The organism is Dyadobacter sp. UC 10 (assembly GCF_008369915.1).
GTDB lineage: Bacteria > Bacteroidota > Bacteroidia > Cytophagales > Spirosomataceae > Dyadobacter.
On sequence record NZ_VSRN01000001.1, the window covers coordinates 3,289,689 to 3,304,737 of the forward strand.

Consider the following 15,049-nt stretch of genomic DNA (forward strand, 5'->3'; position numbering starts at 1 on the left):
CTCGCATCGGGCTTGTCAGAGCTGCCGGGCGAGGTATTTAAAAGATATTAAAATCTGTAAATGAATGTGCTTCTCTAATGTACGAGCACAGCCCCGGCGTTTTTCTTTCTGGCACGTTCCTCCCTTCGCAACAAAATGCGCTGCTTAATGCGCATCCAGCGCTCGTAGAGGCTCGATTCTTTCAAAAAGTCCCAGGAATGCTTTTCTTCTACCACAACGCCGCTTTTGGCAGCAGCCGGCTCTTTTTCTGTGGGGTCATACATCATTCCTGTACAGAGGCAATGCTTTCTGCCGGTCCGGGTCAGCACATCATAATTAACGCAGCTCGCACATCCTTTCCAGAATGCATCATCGGCTGGCAGTTCGCTAAAAGTCACCGGTTCGTATCCCAGGTCAGAGTTGATTTTCATTACCGGCAAACTGGTAGTAATGCCTATGATTTTCGCATCAGGATATTTTTTACGCGATAATTCAAATGCTTTCTGCTTGATCGCTTTCGCCATTCCGCTGTTACGAAAATCGGGATGTACGATCAATCCGGAGTTAGCAACGAACTTCCCGTGCTCCCAGGTCTCTATATAACAAAAACCAACCCACTCACCCGTATCGGTAGTAGCGATGATCGCCTTACCTTCCACCATTTTTTCCATGATGTACACTGGAGAACGTTTGGCTATACCGGTACCGCGCTTTTTAGCGCTTTCCTCCATTTCAGCACAAATTACTTCGGCGAAACTGAGGTGATTTTCATTGGCAGTCTGAACGATAAACTTACTGCCCACTACTTCGGTATTTTTCATTGATGGCGATTCTGACAAAAAATTTCGAAACAATAATTACTATACCCAGATGAAAAACGATGGGACGTTTAGAACTAAAAGAAAGAAAATCGGGGGTATAAAGTTTTACCACGTAGGTAAAAGATAATTATGCGGTCCGGGGGGACCTGAATCGAAAAGGCGTAGTATGAAGAACAGTATATGTGCCGATGCTATTCATTTGACTGTCAAGAGAGTCTAAGAAGGTGCAAATTTTGAAAAAAAAATTATCACTCCAAAGAAACAGAAGATATATTTTTATGGTTCGGTTTTGATTAAACTTTTACTTAAACACTCCTGAACCTATCTTATGTCAGCTTTGAATCCGGATGATATTCTTAACGGTTATATCAATGGAATATTTCCTATGGCGGAGTCGGATGGGACAATTTACTGGTATTCTCCTAATCCCAGGGCAATTATTCCTATTGATACTTACAAGCCCTCCAAATCGCTGAGGCCGGTTTTGAACAGAAATCATTTCGAAATACGCGTTGATACGGATTTTGAAGGCGTAATGAGAGGCTGCTCCGGGCCACGCTCGAAGGAGAATAGTACCTGGATTTCAGACGATATCATTTCGAGTTATACAGCCCTTCACCGGTTTGGTTACGCACATAGTGTCGAGTCGTACCGCGACAATCGGCTGGTCGGCGGACTTTATGGCGTATCGATTAATGGGGTGTTTTTCGGAGAATCGATGTTCACCATCGAAAGCAATGCGTCCAAAGTAGCATTCCATTACCTGGTTCAGATATTGAAATTAAACGGCTTTGCATTGCTGGATACACAGTTTATTAATGATAATGTATTACGCTACGGGGCAATTGAAATCCCTCGGGAAGAGTACCTCGACCTGTTGCACAAGGCTTTGAAAGTGAAGGCCAGTTTTAACGGAAGCCCGCTTCCCGATATCGTATAAGTAAAGTAAATGTGCCATTTCATTGGAAATGATTTAATTTTAGCTCAAAATCCACTACCAGGCATTTCCTTTTAATAGTGAGTGCTTTTTTTGAAATCAGAAGTGTCGAAACCCATTCTTGTCATCAAATTCGGAACTGCGTCGATTACGCTTGCTTCGGGAGAACCGGATACCGGAAAAATCTCTGAAATAGCACGTCAGGTTTCTGAAATTCATCCCAAATACCGCATTATCATCGTTTCCTCCGGGGCAGTAGGAGCGGGGAAAGCTTATATTCACAATTACAAGGGCACAATGACCCAACGGAAGGCCGCTGCTTCGGTCGGTAACCCGCTGCTGGTTGGTTTATATGCGAGCTATTTTGCGCCTAATCATATTTTTATTGCCCAAAGTCTGTGCGAAAGACAGCATTTCGCCAACAGGGATAAATTTTTACAGCTTAAAGAAACTTTTGAAGAGCTTTGGGAAAACAACATTATTCCTATTGTCAACGAAAATGACGTCGTCAGCGACCGTGAGCTCAAATTCTCCGACAATGACGAACTGGCTACATTACTGGCAGTGGGCTTCGGTGCTGAATCGCTTATGTTTTGTACGTCGGTAGGCGGCTTGCTGGACGAAGCGGGGCAGATACTGAGGAACGTATCCAATGTGAACGAGGTTTTTAAGTTTGTTAAAACAGATAAATCATTCCTCGGACTAGGCGGAATGGCTTCCAAACTCACGTTTGCCAAATTAGCAGCGCGAATGGCGATCAGGGTGGTTATTTTTGGGATGAATACCGAAAATGAATTGCTGAAAGCATTGGAGGGAGCCGCTGGTACGGTCATAACACCGGGTAAAAGCACGCTTTCTGCGCGTAACAGGTGGCTGGGCAGTGGCGGACTTGTATCAGGCAGGTTGCAAATTGACGAAGGCGCTTGTAAAGCACTTGCCAAACGAAAAAGCCTGCTGGCCGTGGGTGTGGCCGAAGTTACAGGTGAATTTGAATCCGGTGAAATCATCGAAATCTATTCGCCGACTGAAGAAATGATCGCAGTAGCACGGGCCCGGGAAACCTCGACGGCAATTCGTCAAAACTTAAAAACAGTGAATTTTGAAGTGGCACATGCCAACGATATAGTATTGCTCTAATGGACTCTATTTTACCTTTATTACAGGAAACTCAGAAAGCTTCGGCGCAAATCCGCAATCTGGGAGACGCTTCGAAATCTGCGATGCTTGAAGATCTGGCCGCAAATGTATTGCGAAACGCTGCCGGAATTATCGCAGAAAACCAGAAAGATCTCGAAGCGATGGACGATGCCGATCCTAAAAAAGACCGGCTCCTGCTGAACGAAAAACGTATTCAGGCGCTTGCGCAGAGCCTTCGCGAGGTAGCGGCACTTCCGGATCCCGGAGGTGAAATACTACTGGAGCGGACGATCGAACAGGGGTTGTCTTTGCAAAAGGTAGCGGTACCGTTGGGCGTAGTGGGGGTAATATATGAATCGCGACCCAATGTAACGCTCGATGTAGCGGCATTATGTCTGCGTTCGGGGAATGCTTGCGTGTTAAAAGGCGGCAAGGAAGCCCACTATTCCAATTTATATCTGGTAAGTCTGATCCACGACAGTCTGGCGAAGTTTGATATACCGGCTGCGGCTGTCATGCTGCTTCCAACGGACAGAAAGTTTGTCAGCGAGCTGCTGACTGCTACCCGCTTTGTGGACATTATCATTCCCCGCGGATCTGAAAGTCTGATCAAATTCGTGAGGGAAAATTCACTGGTACCTACGATTGAAACCGGCGCAGGCGTTTGTCATACTTATGTGGAGCAAACCGGTGACCTGGAAAAAGCGGCTGGTATCGTTGTCAACGCAAAAGTGTCCAGGCCATCTGTTTGCAACTCTTTGGATACCATTTTAGTAGATGAGAAAATTGCAAAAGCATTTTTACCTAAGCTTAAAGAAGACTTCGTGAAATGGAATGTGGAGGTTTTCGCTGACGACCTTTCATTTTCAATCTTTTCTGAAATCGGATATCCATTTTTGCAGCATGCAACTGAGGAGGATTTTGGAAGGGAATTTCTTGATTATAAGTGTTCCGTAAAAGTTGTAGATGGGCTGGATGAAGCGCTTGAACATATTCGCGAACATTCGTCCCGGCACTCCGAAGCTATTATTTCCAAGAACGAAAGTTTAATCGACCGATTTTTGAAAGAAGTTGACGCGGCAGCAGTTTACGCAAATGCATCCACCCGCTTTACTGACGGAGGCGTATTTGCATTAGGAGCTGAAATTGGTATATCTACACAAAAGTTGCACGCACGTGGGCCATTTGCGCTGGAAAAGCTGGTGACAGAAAAATGGATTGTTAAAGGTGATGGACAGGTAAGATGGTAATTAAATTGGGACAAACAGAAAGGCTGGTAGAAGAGGCAATTGTATTGCTGAGAAGATTGATTGAGACACCTTCGTTTAGTAAGGAGGAAGATGGGACCGCGCAGTTGCTGGAAGATTTTTTTAACGAAAAGGGCATTCCGTTCGAACGTTTAAAAAATAACATCTGGGCTACAAACCTTCATTTTGACATCACTAAGCCAACTATTTTACTTAATTCACACCATGATACTGTCAAACCGAACAAATCATGGACGTTGGATCCCTTTAAGGCAATTGAAAAAGACGGGAAGCTTTTCGGGTTGGGAAGCAATGATGCAGGCGGCTGTCTGGTTTCGCTGATCGCCACTTTCTGCTACTTCTATGAGCGGAAAGATTTAAAATACAATATCATTATCGCAACTACTGCCGAAGAAGAGATTTCTGGTAAAGAGGGCTTGGAAATCGTCGCACCATTGCTGCCTAACATCGAATTTGCGATTGTAGGAGAGCCCACCGAAATGCATCTGGCGGTTGCAGAAAAGGGCTTATTGGTATTGGACTGTACTGCAAAAGGGAAATCGGGGCACGCTGCGCGTGAGGAGGGCGACAATGCAATTTACAAAGCACTTAAAGATATTCAGTGGATCACGGGCTACCAGTTTCCGAAAGTGTCACCTTCATTGGGACCGATCAAGATGTCAGTGACGATCATCAATGCAGGCACGCAGCATAATGTAGTTCCTGATACCTGCGTTTTTACGGTCGATGTGCGGGTGACGGATCAATATACATTGGAAGAAATTATCGCTGAGATTCAGCAGAACATGCAGTCAGAGGTGGTTCCAAGATCGATCAGACTACGTCCGTCGAGTATTCCTGTGGATCATCCTATTGTTCAGGAAGGTTTGAAACTGGGAAGAAAAACGTATGGTTCGCCCACGACTTCTGATCAGGCGTTACTTGATTGTCCTTCGCTGAAAATGGGTCCAGGACATTCCGGCAGGTCACACAGTGCGGATGAGTTTATTTATTTAAATGAAATTGGTGAGGGTATCGCTCAGTATATTAAAATGCTGGAAGGTGTGGTGACCCAATAATTCGCTATTATTGCCGGCAAAATATATGCGCTTGGCAATGCAATTCTACTCTCAAGAAGATACTCAGACTTTCGATACTGTCCGGTTTTTGTACATTCAAACTACATTAACCGGACATATTTTTACCATCACGCTGAACAGGCCTGAAAAAAGGAATGCATTCACGCCTACGATGGTCGAAGAGATCATTTATGCAATTGCTTTTGCGCATTACAATCCACAAATCAGATGTGTGATTTTGCAGGCAGCCGGCCCGGTTTTCTGTGCAGGCGCTGATCTGAATGCATTTCATGACAGTTCCGCTGACCAGAAAAATAATACGCTACCAACAATACGCGAAGAGGCGCGATTAGGTGATGCTTTTGATGCTTTACTTAAACCTGCTATCGCAAAAGTAGAAGGCCCGGTGCTTGCAGGAGGCTTTCTCATCATCTGCGGCTGCACTTTTGTAATCAGTATCCCGAATGCAAATTTCAGCTTGCCGGAAGTAAAGCGCGGCATTTGGCCAATGCAGGTAATGGCTTCTTTGTCTAAGATTGTTCCTGACAGGAAAGCGCTGGAAATGGCAATTACCGGCCGTAACTATTCTTCGAAGGAGGCTTTCGAATACGGATTGGTTACTGCGGTAGTGGAAAAGGAAACTATCGATTCCGAAGTGAATGGTCTGGCTAATTTAATCTGTCAGAATGCGCCGCTTGCTATAAAAACGGGTATATCTGCATTTCAGCGAATGAAGAATATTCCTGAAACTGAGCGGCATACATTCCTGAAAGCACAATTGGATTTCCTGCTGACAACAAACGATGCAAAAGAAGGTGTTCTTGCCTTCAAAGAAAAAAGAATTCAAAACTGGCAGAACAAATAATCACCCAAGCCAATTGCCTAACAGCTAACAGCTAACAGCTAACAGCTAACAGCTAACAGCTAACAGCTAACAGCTAACAGCTAACAGCTTCACCTCAATTCACAGGTACAATCTCAATTTCTTCCCCGTATCTGTTGTGGAATTTGAAATCAGTAACACCCAATGAACTGTCTTTGATCAACTTGATCCAGGTTTTATATTGGAAGAACCATTTCATCTGCTCAGACATCAGGCCTTTCGTGAAATAGGAATGCAGAAACGGATGCAGCGAAATCGTAATACCGCGCTCGTTCTGTTTCGTAAGAATGTAATCCAGATTATTCGCGATCACGTCTGAAACCAGGATACTCGCTTGAATTGTACCAGTACCGCCGCAGGTAGGGCAGGTTTCCCGGGTAACGATATTCATTTCCGGCCGTACGCGCTGACGTGTAATTTGCAGCAGGCCGAATTTTGAAAGTGGAAGAATGGTATATTTCGACCTGTCTCCCTTCATTTCATCGCGCATCACATCGAAAAGCGTCCGCTTGTTCTCTGCTTTTTTCATGTCGATGAAATCGACGACTATAATGCCGCCCATATCCCGGAGCCGCAATTGCCTGGCAATTTCTTTGGCAGCTTCGAGGTTGACACTCAGTGCAGTAGCTTCCTGATCCTCCTCGGAATTGGATTTGTTACCGCTGTTAACGTCGATTACGTGAAGCGCTTCGGTGTGCTCGATAATCAGGTAACCTCCGTTCGGGAGACTTACAGAACGGCCAAAAAGTGACTTGATCTGTTTTTCCAGACCAAATTGTTCAAATAACTTATTTTTCCCATTATGCAGCCTGAGAATGTTTTCCTTATCAGGTGCAATGTTGTGGATATACGCTTTGATATCGTCGTAAACTTCCTTGGAATCCACCGTAATGCTGTCAAATGATTCATTCAGCATATCACGAATGATCGAAGAAGCGCGGTTCATTTCACCGATAATCCGGTCCCTGGGCTTGGCGTCGCGCAGTGCTTTGATGCCGTTTTCCCACTTATCCAGGCAGTCCTGCAGATCACGGTTAAGTTCATCTACATCTTTACCCGTCGCCACTGTGCGAATGATCACACCGAAGTTAGCGGGCTTAATAGAAGACATCAGACGTTGCAGGCGGTTCCTTTCCTGTTTGTCCGTAATTTTCTTTGAAAGATTGACGGAGTTAGAAAACGGTACCAGGACTATATAGCGTCCAGCTATGGAAATATCGCAGGAGAGGCGGGGGCCTTTTGTAGAAATAGGCTCCTTAACGATTTGAACAAGAATTGGCTGATTTTTGGAGAGTACCTTATCAATTTTCCCAAGTTTCTCAATTTCAGGCTCCATCTTGAAATTGTTGAGCTTGCCTGAATTCGCTTTTTTGGAAATAACTTCCTTCGTGAGCTTGTTGAGGGAATTAATATTGGGTCCCAGATCGAGGTAGTGCAGGAATGCATCCTTTTCAAAACCGACATCAACAAAAGCGGCATTGAGGCCTGCTACCAGTTTTCGAACAGTACCTAGGTAAATATCCCCAACGGTAAAGCTTTGATCCGGTGTTTCGACGTGGTATTCTAAAAGACGTTTATCCTGCAAAAGGGCTATACGTTCTCCCTTTTGAGTAGAATTGATTAGTAATTCGTTACTCAATGTTCAACCAACTAAGTGGCTATATAATGTTGATACTTAACCGCCCGCTATTTGTGAGATCAAATGGGGTATTGCAAATGTAGTGAAGAAAGGATGACCGGATCTTATAAAAACCCGGTCATGCAAATTATTTCTTCTTATGTCTGTTCTTTCTAAGTCTTTTCTTTCTCTTGTGAGTTGAGATCTTATGTCTTTTTCTTTTCTTTCCGCAAGGCATAATTATGTCGTTTATAAATAAAAATTAATTCCTTTAATCAGTTGTCTGTCAATTGTTCAGGCGGGTTTCCAGTTCGCCGATAGCTTGCTGGATCACCGGATCCTTCTCCTCTTTCTTCACTTCTGTCAGTACTTTGCGAGCCTGCTCCTTGTCGCCCAGCTCCACCAATGTAAGACCAAGATAAAACTTCGCCTTGGTATTAGCCGGGTTATTGGTCAGGATCTGCCTGAACCTGTCAGAAGCTTTCGAATATTGATTTGATCTCATTGATAGGATCCCCAAATTGAACAGTGCAAGTTCGTTGGTAGGATCTGTGTCTATCACTTCCCTCAACATGAGAATACCCGCCATTGGGTTCTCGGTGTTGACGAAAGTCATGGCCATATTGGCTTTCGCTGCCAGCAGGCCAGGGTTTAGTTTCAGCGCTTTTTCATAGTATTCCCGGGTTTTAGCGCCAAGGTTCTTTGCTTTCTCGTCGTTTACTGCGAACCCATATGCCTCGTAATACCGGTCGCCCGTACGAAGGATGTTTTCAACAGTTGGAGAAAGAATCGCAACCTGTTCGGCGTAAAATCCGGCGCTGTCAAATTTTTGAAGCTCGGCGAATTTGTTCGAAAGCTCAATTCCAGCCGAAGCCTTGTCCTTCGCATTTGCCTGATTGAAGCCGCTTCTCAGCCGATCTATCGTTTTCAATTGATCGGGTGTCAAAGCGGCTCCATCATGCTTGGTAGCAGCTTCCGGTGCAGCTTCAGTAGAGGCTGCGGCAGGTTGACTCCTCTCCTGATCCACGTCCTTTCCCTTTGTATTAACAACTACCTTGGGAAGGCTGAATAGCGTTCCAACAAGTGCAACTGCAAGTACGCAAGAAAGAAAAATGGATTTTTTCATAAAATTATAACCCTAGGTGGCAGGCAATTACTTTTCAGCAACTGCTTTCAGTTTGTCACTTTCCTTAACCTGTTCAACAAATACTTTGGCAGGTTTGAAGCTAGGTACAAAGTGCTCGTCAATGATCATAGAAGTTCCCTTCGAGATATTACGGGCAACTTTACGCGCACGTTTTTTATTAATAAAACTACCAAACCCTCTAACATAAAGGTTCTCGCCCTCAGAAAGGGAATCCTTTACCACGGTGAAAAACGATTCCAGCGTTTGCTGAACGTCGCCTTTGTCAACACCTGTTTTTTCAGAAATCTGTGCGATTACGTCTGCCTTAGTCACTTTGATTGTTTACTTTAAGTGGATATTATTTCATTTATTTACTTACTCCTCTGAATTTTGGGAACACAAAGGTACGGTAATTTTAAGAGAATTTAAAAGAATGACGGTTTCATTTTTTTTCTAATTGATTAAATAACAGTGTATAATGAAGGAAATATATTGATACCAGATACAGAGCTGATTGGCCACTTTAACGAAAAATTAAAATTCTGGTATATAAAAAATCATAGAAAGCTTCTTTGGCGTCAGACGACCGATCCATACAAAATCTGGCTGTCGGAAATCATATTACAACAGACCCGCGTTGCTCAGGGAACACCCTATTACGAGAAGTTTTTACTGAATTATCCAACCGTTTTCGATCTGGCTAAGGCCGACGAACGTGATGTACTTCGCCTCTGGCAGGGCCTGGGCTACTATTCCCGGGCCAGGAATATGCATTATACTGCCAGACAGGTTGTGAATGAGTACGGTGGCAGGTTTCCCGAAACAGCAGCCGGACTTTCAAAGTTGAAAGGATTGGGAAATTATACTGCGGCCGCGATTGCCTCATTCTCATTCGGGGAAGCTGTTGCTGCGATTGACGGAAATGTGTACCGGGTGATGTCGCGGATTTTTGGCATTCAGGCTGATATGCTGAGTAATCAGGGTAAGAAGGAGTTTGCGTTGATGGCTGCGCAACTGGTACCTTTCGATGATCCCGCTACTTACAACCAGGCGATGATCGAGTTTGGGGCATTGCAGTGTGTGCCCGTTTCTCCTGCCTGTAACATTTGTCCTTTTACAGATATCTGTTTTGCTTTTGCCCACAATATGCAGAACAAGCTGCCTGTGAAGGTGAAAAAGTTGAAGGTGAAACAAAGGTTTTTTAATTATATCGTACTCGAATCAAGTGGTCAGCTGGCGATGAAAGAGCGTCCCTCAAAGGATATCTGGCAGGGACTTTACGATTTTTACATGATCGAATCTACTTCACCCACCGACGATCCGGATGAGTTGCAGAGTATGGATTTTCCGGCCCGTTTGCTCCAAAATGGCATACTGAAAATAACTTCGAGAGTTTATACACACCTATTAACCCACCAGCGATTGCATGTTAAATTCTGGTGGCTGGAAATTTCGGAAACCAATACAATAGATTTGCCTGCAGAGTTGACTTTTTACACAAAAGAAGAGGTCGAGTCCCTTCCCAAGCCGATTTTAATTGATACCTTTTTGAAAGAAGAGAAATACCTGTAAACGCTTAAAACTGATAGCTATGACAAGTTTTAGTTTGAATTCCAGTCAGGTTGAAGATTATAACCGCGATGGTTATGTGATCGTGAAAAGCCTTTTCTCAGAAAAAGAAATTGCGAAGCTATATAGCACGGCGGTTGAAAATTCAGTCATGCAGAAAAATGCAATGGATCTGAATGACCAGTCCGGCAAGAAAACGAAGCTCTCGCTATGGTTTACGCCAGGCGACGACGTTTTTGGCTACCTGATCAGGAGTGAGCGAATGGTCAATTCGGTCTGGCAGTTGCTGGGGCAGGATAGTCAGGTTTGCCATTTTCACACAAAGCTGATGCAGAAGGAGCCAAAAGTAGGAGGCGCGTGGGAGTGGCATCAGGATTATGGGTATTGGTACAAAAATCAGTTTATTTTTCCGGACCAGTTAATGAGCGTGATGATCGCATTGACGCCTGCTAATAAGGAAAATGGTTGTTTGCAGGTGATCAAAGGTTCGCACAAAATGGGGCGCGTAAATCATGGGTTTGCCGGTGAGCAGGTAGGCGCGGACATGGAAATGGTGAACCATGCCTTAAAAACGATGGAACTTGTGTATTGCGAAATCGAGCCGGGAGATGCCTTGTTTTTTCATAGTAACCTGATGCACAGGTCCGAAGCGAACTTGTCCGATCATCCACGCTGGTCGCTGATATCCTGTTACAATTCCCAATCGAATATTGCCTACGCAGAAACTTCAAATTCCTGGAAAGTGCCCGTTTCGATTGTACCGGACAAGGCACTTTTGGAATGGGAAGCCAATTCCTTCGGCAATGCCGATTTCCTGAAAAAAGAAGACGATCCGGCGTTGAAAACGACTGGGTGGGAGTCGGAGGTGAAGACTGGAATTTAGGGTATCGTCATTGACAGTCACTGATTGTCATTATGGTCATTTATTGTTTTAAATGTTCCTCCTACAATCAATGACTAAAAATGACTATTTATGACAATTAATGACAAAGATATTATGCAAAAAATAGCAATGCTGGGTTCCGGTTTTATCGGACGGTTTTATGCTGAATCTATTCACGGGCAGCGCGGCCGCGACAGGGTTGTGGCCATTTATGCGCGCCGTGAAGAAAGCGCTCAAAAGTTTGCTGCCGATTACGGTTGCGACTTCTGGTCTTCCGATATGGAGGAGGTAATCGCGCATCCGGATGTTAACATGGTCTGCATTGCATTGCCGAATAATATTCACGAGCAGGCTGTGATGCTCTGCGCCAAACATAAAAAGGCGGTTGTTTCCACTAAACCATTGGGGAGGAATGGCGAGGAGGCTTTGCGCATGATGAAGGCAGTGGAAGAGGCGGGGATTTTTGCAGGTTACCTGGAAGATCTTTGCTATACCCCAAAATTTCTGAAATCACTGGAAAGCGTGAAGAACGGTTCGTTGGGCCGGATTATCTGGGCCAAGTCCCGCGAGGCGCATCCCGGGCCGCACAGCGAGTGGTTCTGGGATATCGAACAGGCAGGTGGCGGCTGTATTCTGGATCTGGGCTGTCACTGTATTGAGATTTCAAGGAATTTTATCGGAAAAGATATCCGGCCGGTGGAAGTAATGTGCTGGGCAGATACCCAAGTGAAACCGATCGATGCGGAGGATCATGCGATCGCATTGGTCAAATATGAAAACGGCGCGATCGGGCAGTTTGAGGTTAGCTGGACGTTCCGTGGCGGAATGGATTTACGCGATGAAGTAATGGGAACCGAAGGCACGATCTGGATTAACAATTTCCTGCGGACAGGTTTTGAAATGTTCATCACCGGCCAGAATTCGGAGGGCTCAGGAGAAGAATATGTAGCCGAAAAGGCCGAAAGCAATACGGGCTGGTTATTTCCGGTGGGGGATGAAGTGAATGATCTGGGTTATAACCACATGTTTACCGATATGTTCAACTCCGCTGAGAAAGGGACCGAGCCGGCTGAGACTTTTTATGACGGTTATGTCGTGAATGCCGTGATCGATGCGGCTTATAAATCGGCCAAAACCAAATTGTGGGAGAAAGTAGAGCTGCCTGTGTGGCGGGGAAAGGAAGGGGTTACGAAGCCTTCCAACTACGTTTCCTATAATGAAGATTACTATTTAATTAAAAAAGAAGTAACCCACGATGGGCGCAATAAATTGATTTTGAAAGATAAGATCAGCGGCAGGATCACTGAGCAGGACATTTAGCGGCGCATTTGTTTTTATATTTTTATCTTTAAACCTTCATTCAATCCACAACTAAGAATCATGGCAGGAAGTGTTAATAAAGTAATTTTGATCGGTAACCTGGGTAGTGACCCGGAAGTTCGTTACCTGGAAAGCGGTTCAGCAGTCGCAAAATTTAATATCGCTACCACCGAAAGCTATACCAATAAAAGCGGCGAGCGTGTGGATAATACGGAGTGGCACCGCATTGAACTTTGGGAAGGACTTGCCAAAGTCGCAGAGAAATATCTTAAAAAGGGAAATCAGGTCTATATCGAAGGGCGCATTCGTACCGACAGCTGGACGGACAAAGAAGGTCAGCAGCGTACGGGAGTTACTATTCGCGCCAATAGTATGACTTTGCTCGGCGGACCATCCGGCTCCACTCCCGGCGGAGAAAGCGGCGGAGGATATCAGCAGCAGAACCAGCAGCCCAGAGCAGCCCAGGCGCCTCGTTCTTCCGATCCTATCCCGCCTTCGCTGGCATCTGGCAGTAATGATGACGACGATCTGCCATTTTGATTTTTTGAGGATTAAATCGTTGGTTCAGCCAAGAGACAAATGTAATTATACGCCTGGAAGCACCTTTTTAGCAGCATAATAACTACATTTATCTTATTGAAAATTTAAATCAACAATTTCCTATATTCCGTGAAGGAGACCGCAGACAGTGACGACCCGCTTGCCCGAACGCGTACGGGGATTTCAATTCCCCAAAAATGTACGCAATCCATTCTGGCAGGGGCATTTGTACCCGTTGATTTCTTAGCTCCGTACGATTTAATCCTCGTAATTTTTCTATTCCTCTTTTCATTATCCCTTTCCGGAATCCGGGCTGCCTACGCGGCCGCCGGCGCAATGGAAAACCCCTGGGACCGGAAGCCCGACGAGGAAAATCAACTCCCTACCCGCATTCAGCAAACTGCATTATCGCTCGTTCAGCGCGCAATCACACTTTTTGCGTTACTGCTGGCTGTCCGGCTTGTTTGGATTTTTTTAGAAAACCCACAAAACGAAAATTTCCGCTGGCTGGGGTTGGCCCTGCTTGCTTTCTGGATCTGGGTGGATGCGATCGTTCGCTACAATGCAGCCAGGCGCGCGAACGAAATCATTCCCCGTATTTCAGGATTAACCCGGTTTTTGATCAAAATTTGCCAGCCACTCACCCAGCCAGTTTTAAAATTGGGTTACTTTTTCGGCATATTCACGCCGGAAGGCGCGCAGATCACAACCGAAATGCTGGAAGCAAAAGCGGAAAGTGAAGAGGAAACAGACCTTTTAAGAGGTCTCGCCAATTTCAGGCAGACGATTGCAAGAAAAGCAATGCAGGCACGGTTGCATATTACAGCATTTGATATTGACCTTGATTTCCACGAGTTAATGGACAAGATCAATAAGTCGGGCTACTCGCGGGTTCCTATATTCCGCGACGATCTGGACCACGTGGAGGGTATTTTGAATGTAAAAGATCTCTTGCCGCATATTCATCTCGACGAACATTTCAATTGGCAAAAGCTGATCCGGCCCGTCTACTTTATCCCCGAAAGCAAGCGACTGGACGACCTGATGAAGGATTTTCAGAGCAGGCGCGTGCATATGGCGATCGTGGTGGACGAATATGGCGGAACCAGCGGGCTGATCACGCTCGAAGATATTATTGAGGAAATATTCGGGGATATTAATGACGAATATGATGAAGACGAGGAAGTTAACTACACACAGGTAGACGAGAATACCTACGTTTTCGAAGCAAAGGTTTTGATCAACGACTTATGCCGCATTTTGGGGCTGGAAAGTGACTATTTTGAAGAAGTAAGAGGTAACAGCGAGTCACTTGCAGGCTTATTGCTCGAATTGTTTTCAAGATTGCCTAGAACAGGCGAAGTAGCTACCCACAGGAAAGTGACCTTTAAAGTACAGTCCGCGGATAAGAAGCGGATCAAGAAAGTGAGGGTATTGGTCGGCTAAAAAAGCTGGTTACTGGTCAGCTGCGAGGTTTTTGGGAGAAGCTTTGGAAAAATACCTGATCTGATACAATTCCTGATTTTTACCGGAAAGATATGGAGCCTGCGCTTTTTTAAGCACCAGGCTCCTTTCATTTAAGTCGAGTATCTGATAACCATTAATCACTTTTCCAGTCGAATCCAGGTAAACCAGCGAATCTTTTGAGATCAGTTTATAGGCGGATTTTCTGTATTCACCCTTGCGCCGCTCGAATAAAGATCCGTCCTTTCTGTACTCAAAATAAGACCAGTGCGCGTCTTTGGTATCATTGGTAAAACTAAATCCATTCACATAATTGGAAATGGAATCAGTTCTCCACAAGCCAACAATATCTTTCTCGTGCGACGAGCAACTGCTCGATATCCATGAGAACGCAAGAAAGATCAGTAACTTTTTCAATATCCGGCTTGACTTATTTGCTCAAAAAT

15 protein-coding genes are annotated in these 15,049 nt (G+C 45.0%); 10 read left to right on the forward strand and 5 right to left on the reverse strand.

Annotated features, from left to right (window positions below; all coding sequences use genetic code 11):
* Positions 1 to 74: 74 nt before the first annotated feature.
* A complete protein-coding gene (locus tag FXO21_RS13660) occupies positions 75 to 800 on the reverse strand; it encodes a GNAT family N-acetyltransferase (RefSeq protein ID WP_149640591.1) in 726 nt (241 codons plus the stop codon).
* 328 nt (positions 801 to 1,128) lie between these two features.
* On the opposite strand from FXO21_RS13660, the gene aat reads away from it, so the two are divergent.
* The 5 genes from aat (at position 1,129) to FXO21_RS13685 (ending at position 6,065) form a co-directional block, all read left to right on the forward strand.
* Positions 1,129 to 1,740, forward strand: a complete 612-nt coding sequence (gene aat / locus FXO21_RS13665; RefSeq protein WP_149640592.1) for a leucyl/phenylalanyl-tRNA--protein transferase — start codon at positions 1,129 to 1,131, stop codon at positions 1,738 to 1,740.
* Between the two features lie 102 nt (positions 1,741 to 1,842).
* A complete protein-coding gene (gene proB, locus FXO21_RS13670) occupies positions 1,843 to 2,874 on the forward strand; it encodes a glutamate 5-kinase (protein ID WP_149643489.1) in 1,032 nt (343 codons plus the stop codon).
* Positions 2,874 to 4,124: a glutamate-5-semialdehyde dehydrogenase gene (locus tag FXO21_RS13675; RefSeq protein ID WP_149640593.1), complete on the forward strand. Its 1,251-nt coding sequence runs from the start codon at positions 2,874 to 2,876 to the stop codon at positions 4,122 to 4,124. Before proB ends, FXO21_RS13675 begins: the two co-directional genes overlap by 1 nt.
* Complete coding sequence (locus tag FXO21_RS13680) at positions 4,118 to 5,200, forward strand: M20 family metallo-hydrolase (protein ID WP_149640594.1); 1,083 nt, start codon at positions 4,118 to 4,120, stop codon at positions 5,198 to 5,200. The genes FXO21_RS13675 and FXO21_RS13680 overlap by 7 nt, the downstream gene beginning before the upstream one ends.
* A gap of 37 nt (positions 5,201 to 5,237) precedes the next feature.
* Positions 5,238 to 6,065, forward strand: coding sequence for an enoyl-CoA hydratase/isomerase family protein (locus FXO21_RS13685; RefSeq protein ID WP_149640595.1), 828 nt, complete (start codon positions 5,238 to 5,240; stop codon positions 6,063 to 6,065).
* A gap of 94 nt (positions 6,066 to 6,159) precedes the next feature.
* Here FXO21_RS13685 and FXO21_RS13690 read toward each other — a convergent pair whose 3' ends face one another.
* The 3 genes from FXO21_RS13690 to FXO21_RS13700 form a co-directional block, all read right to left on the reverse strand.
* On the reverse strand, positions 6,160 to 7,722 hold the full coding sequence (locus FXO21_RS13690) for an Rne/Rng family ribonuclease (RefSeq protein WP_192579217.1): 1,563 nt from the start codon (positions 7,720 to 7,722) through the stop codon (positions 6,160 to 6,162).
* A gap of 265 nt (positions 7,723 to 7,987) precedes the next feature.
* The gene (locus FXO21_RS13695) at positions 7,988 to 8,827 is read right to left on the reverse strand and encodes a tetratricopeptide repeat protein (RefSeq protein WP_149640596.1); all 840 of its coding nucleotides are present in this window, start codon (positions 8,825 to 8,827) and stop codon (positions 7,988 to 7,990) included.
* Between the two features lie 27 nt (positions 8,828 to 8,854).
* The gene (locus FXO21_RS13700; protein WP_026631310.1) at positions 8,855 to 9,160 is read right to left on the reverse strand and encodes an HU family DNA-binding protein; all 306 of its coding nucleotides are present in this window, start codon (positions 9,158 to 9,160) and stop codon (positions 8,855 to 8,857) included.
* 159 nt (positions 9,161 to 9,319) lie between these two features.
* Between FXO21_RS13700 and mutY the strand changes: the two genes are divergently transcribed.
* From mutY to FXO21_RS13725, 5 genes are all read left to right on the forward strand, one after another.
* Positions 9,320 to 10,399, forward strand: coding sequence for an A/G-specific adenine glycosylase (mutY, locus tag FXO21_RS13705; RefSeq protein WP_225865678.1), 1,080 nt, complete (start codon positions 9,320 to 9,322; stop codon positions 10,397 to 10,399).
* Between the two features lie 19 nt (positions 10,400 to 10,418).
* Entirely contained in the window at positions 10,419 to 11,279 is an 861-nt protein-coding gene (locus FXO21_RS13710) for a phytanoyl-CoA dioxygenase family protein (RefSeq protein WP_149640598.1), read from the forward strand.
* A 114-nt stretch (positions 11,280 to 11,393) separates the two neighbouring features.
* Positions 11,394 to 12,599 (forward strand): Gfo/Idh/MocA family protein, encoded by a 1,206-nt coding sequence (locus FXO21_RS13715; RefSeq protein WP_149643491.1) that lies wholly within the window; start codon positions 11,394 to 11,396, stop codon positions 12,597 to 12,599.
* Between the two features lie 60 nt (positions 12,600 to 12,659).
* Positions 12,660 to 13,139, forward strand: a complete 480-nt coding sequence (locus FXO21_RS13720; RefSeq protein WP_149640599.1) for a single-stranded DNA-binding protein — start codon at positions 12,660 to 12,662, stop codon at positions 13,137 to 13,139.
* A 129-nt stretch (positions 13,140 to 13,268) separates the two neighbouring features.
* A complete protein-coding gene (locus FXO21_RS13725; RefSeq protein WP_149640600.1) occupies positions 13,269 to 14,585 on the forward strand; it encodes a transporter associated domain-containing protein in 1,317 nt (438 codons plus the stop codon).
* 9 nt (positions 14,586 to 14,594) lie between these two features.
* On the opposite strand, the gene FXO21_RS13730 is transcribed toward FXO21_RS13725, so the two are convergent.
* Entirely contained in the window at positions 14,595 to 15,020 is a 426-nt protein-coding gene (locus FXO21_RS13730; RefSeq protein ID WP_149640601.1) for a hypothetical protein, read from the reverse strand.
* Between the last annotated feature and the right edge of the window lie 29 nt (positions 15,021 to 15,049).

Excerpts from the sequence above, each read along its gene's own strand:
- FXO21_RS13660 (WP_149640591.1), bottom strand. The coding sequence starts at position 800 with ATGAAAAATACCGAAGTAGTGGGCAGTAAGTTTATCGTTCAGACTGCC.
- aat (WP_149640592.1), top strand. The coding sequence starts at position 1,129 with ATGTCAGCTTTGAATCCGGATGATATTCTTAACGGTTATATCAATGGA.
- FXO21_RS13675 (WP_149640593.1), top strand. The coding sequence starts at position 2,874 with ATGGACTCTATTTTACCTTTATTACAGGAAACTCAGAAAGCTTCGGCG.
- FXO21_RS13680 (WP_149640594.1), top strand. The coding sequence starts at position 4,118 with ATGGTAATTAAATTGGGACAAACAGAAAGGCTGGTAGAAGAGGCAATT.
- FXO21_RS13685 (WP_149640595.1), top strand. The coding sequence starts at position 5,238 with ATGCAATTCTACTCTCAAGAAGATACTCAGACTTTCGATACTGTCCGG.
- FXO21_RS13695 (WP_149640596.1), bottom strand. The coding sequence starts at position 8,827 with ATGAAAAAATCCATTTTTCTTTCTTGCGTACTTGCAGTTGCACTTGTT.
- FXO21_RS13710 (WP_149640598.1), top strand. The coding sequence starts at position 10,419 with ATGACAAGTTTTAGTTTGAATTCCAGTCAGGTTGAAGATTATAACCGC.
- FXO21_RS13715 (WP_149643491.1), top strand. The coding sequence starts at position 11,394 with ATGCAAAAAATAGCAATGCTGGGTTCCGGTTTTATCGGACGGTTTTAT.
- FXO21_RS13720 (WP_149640599.1), top strand. The coding sequence starts at position 12,660 with ATGGCAGGAAGTGTTAATAAAGTAATTTTGATCGGTAACCTGGGTAGT.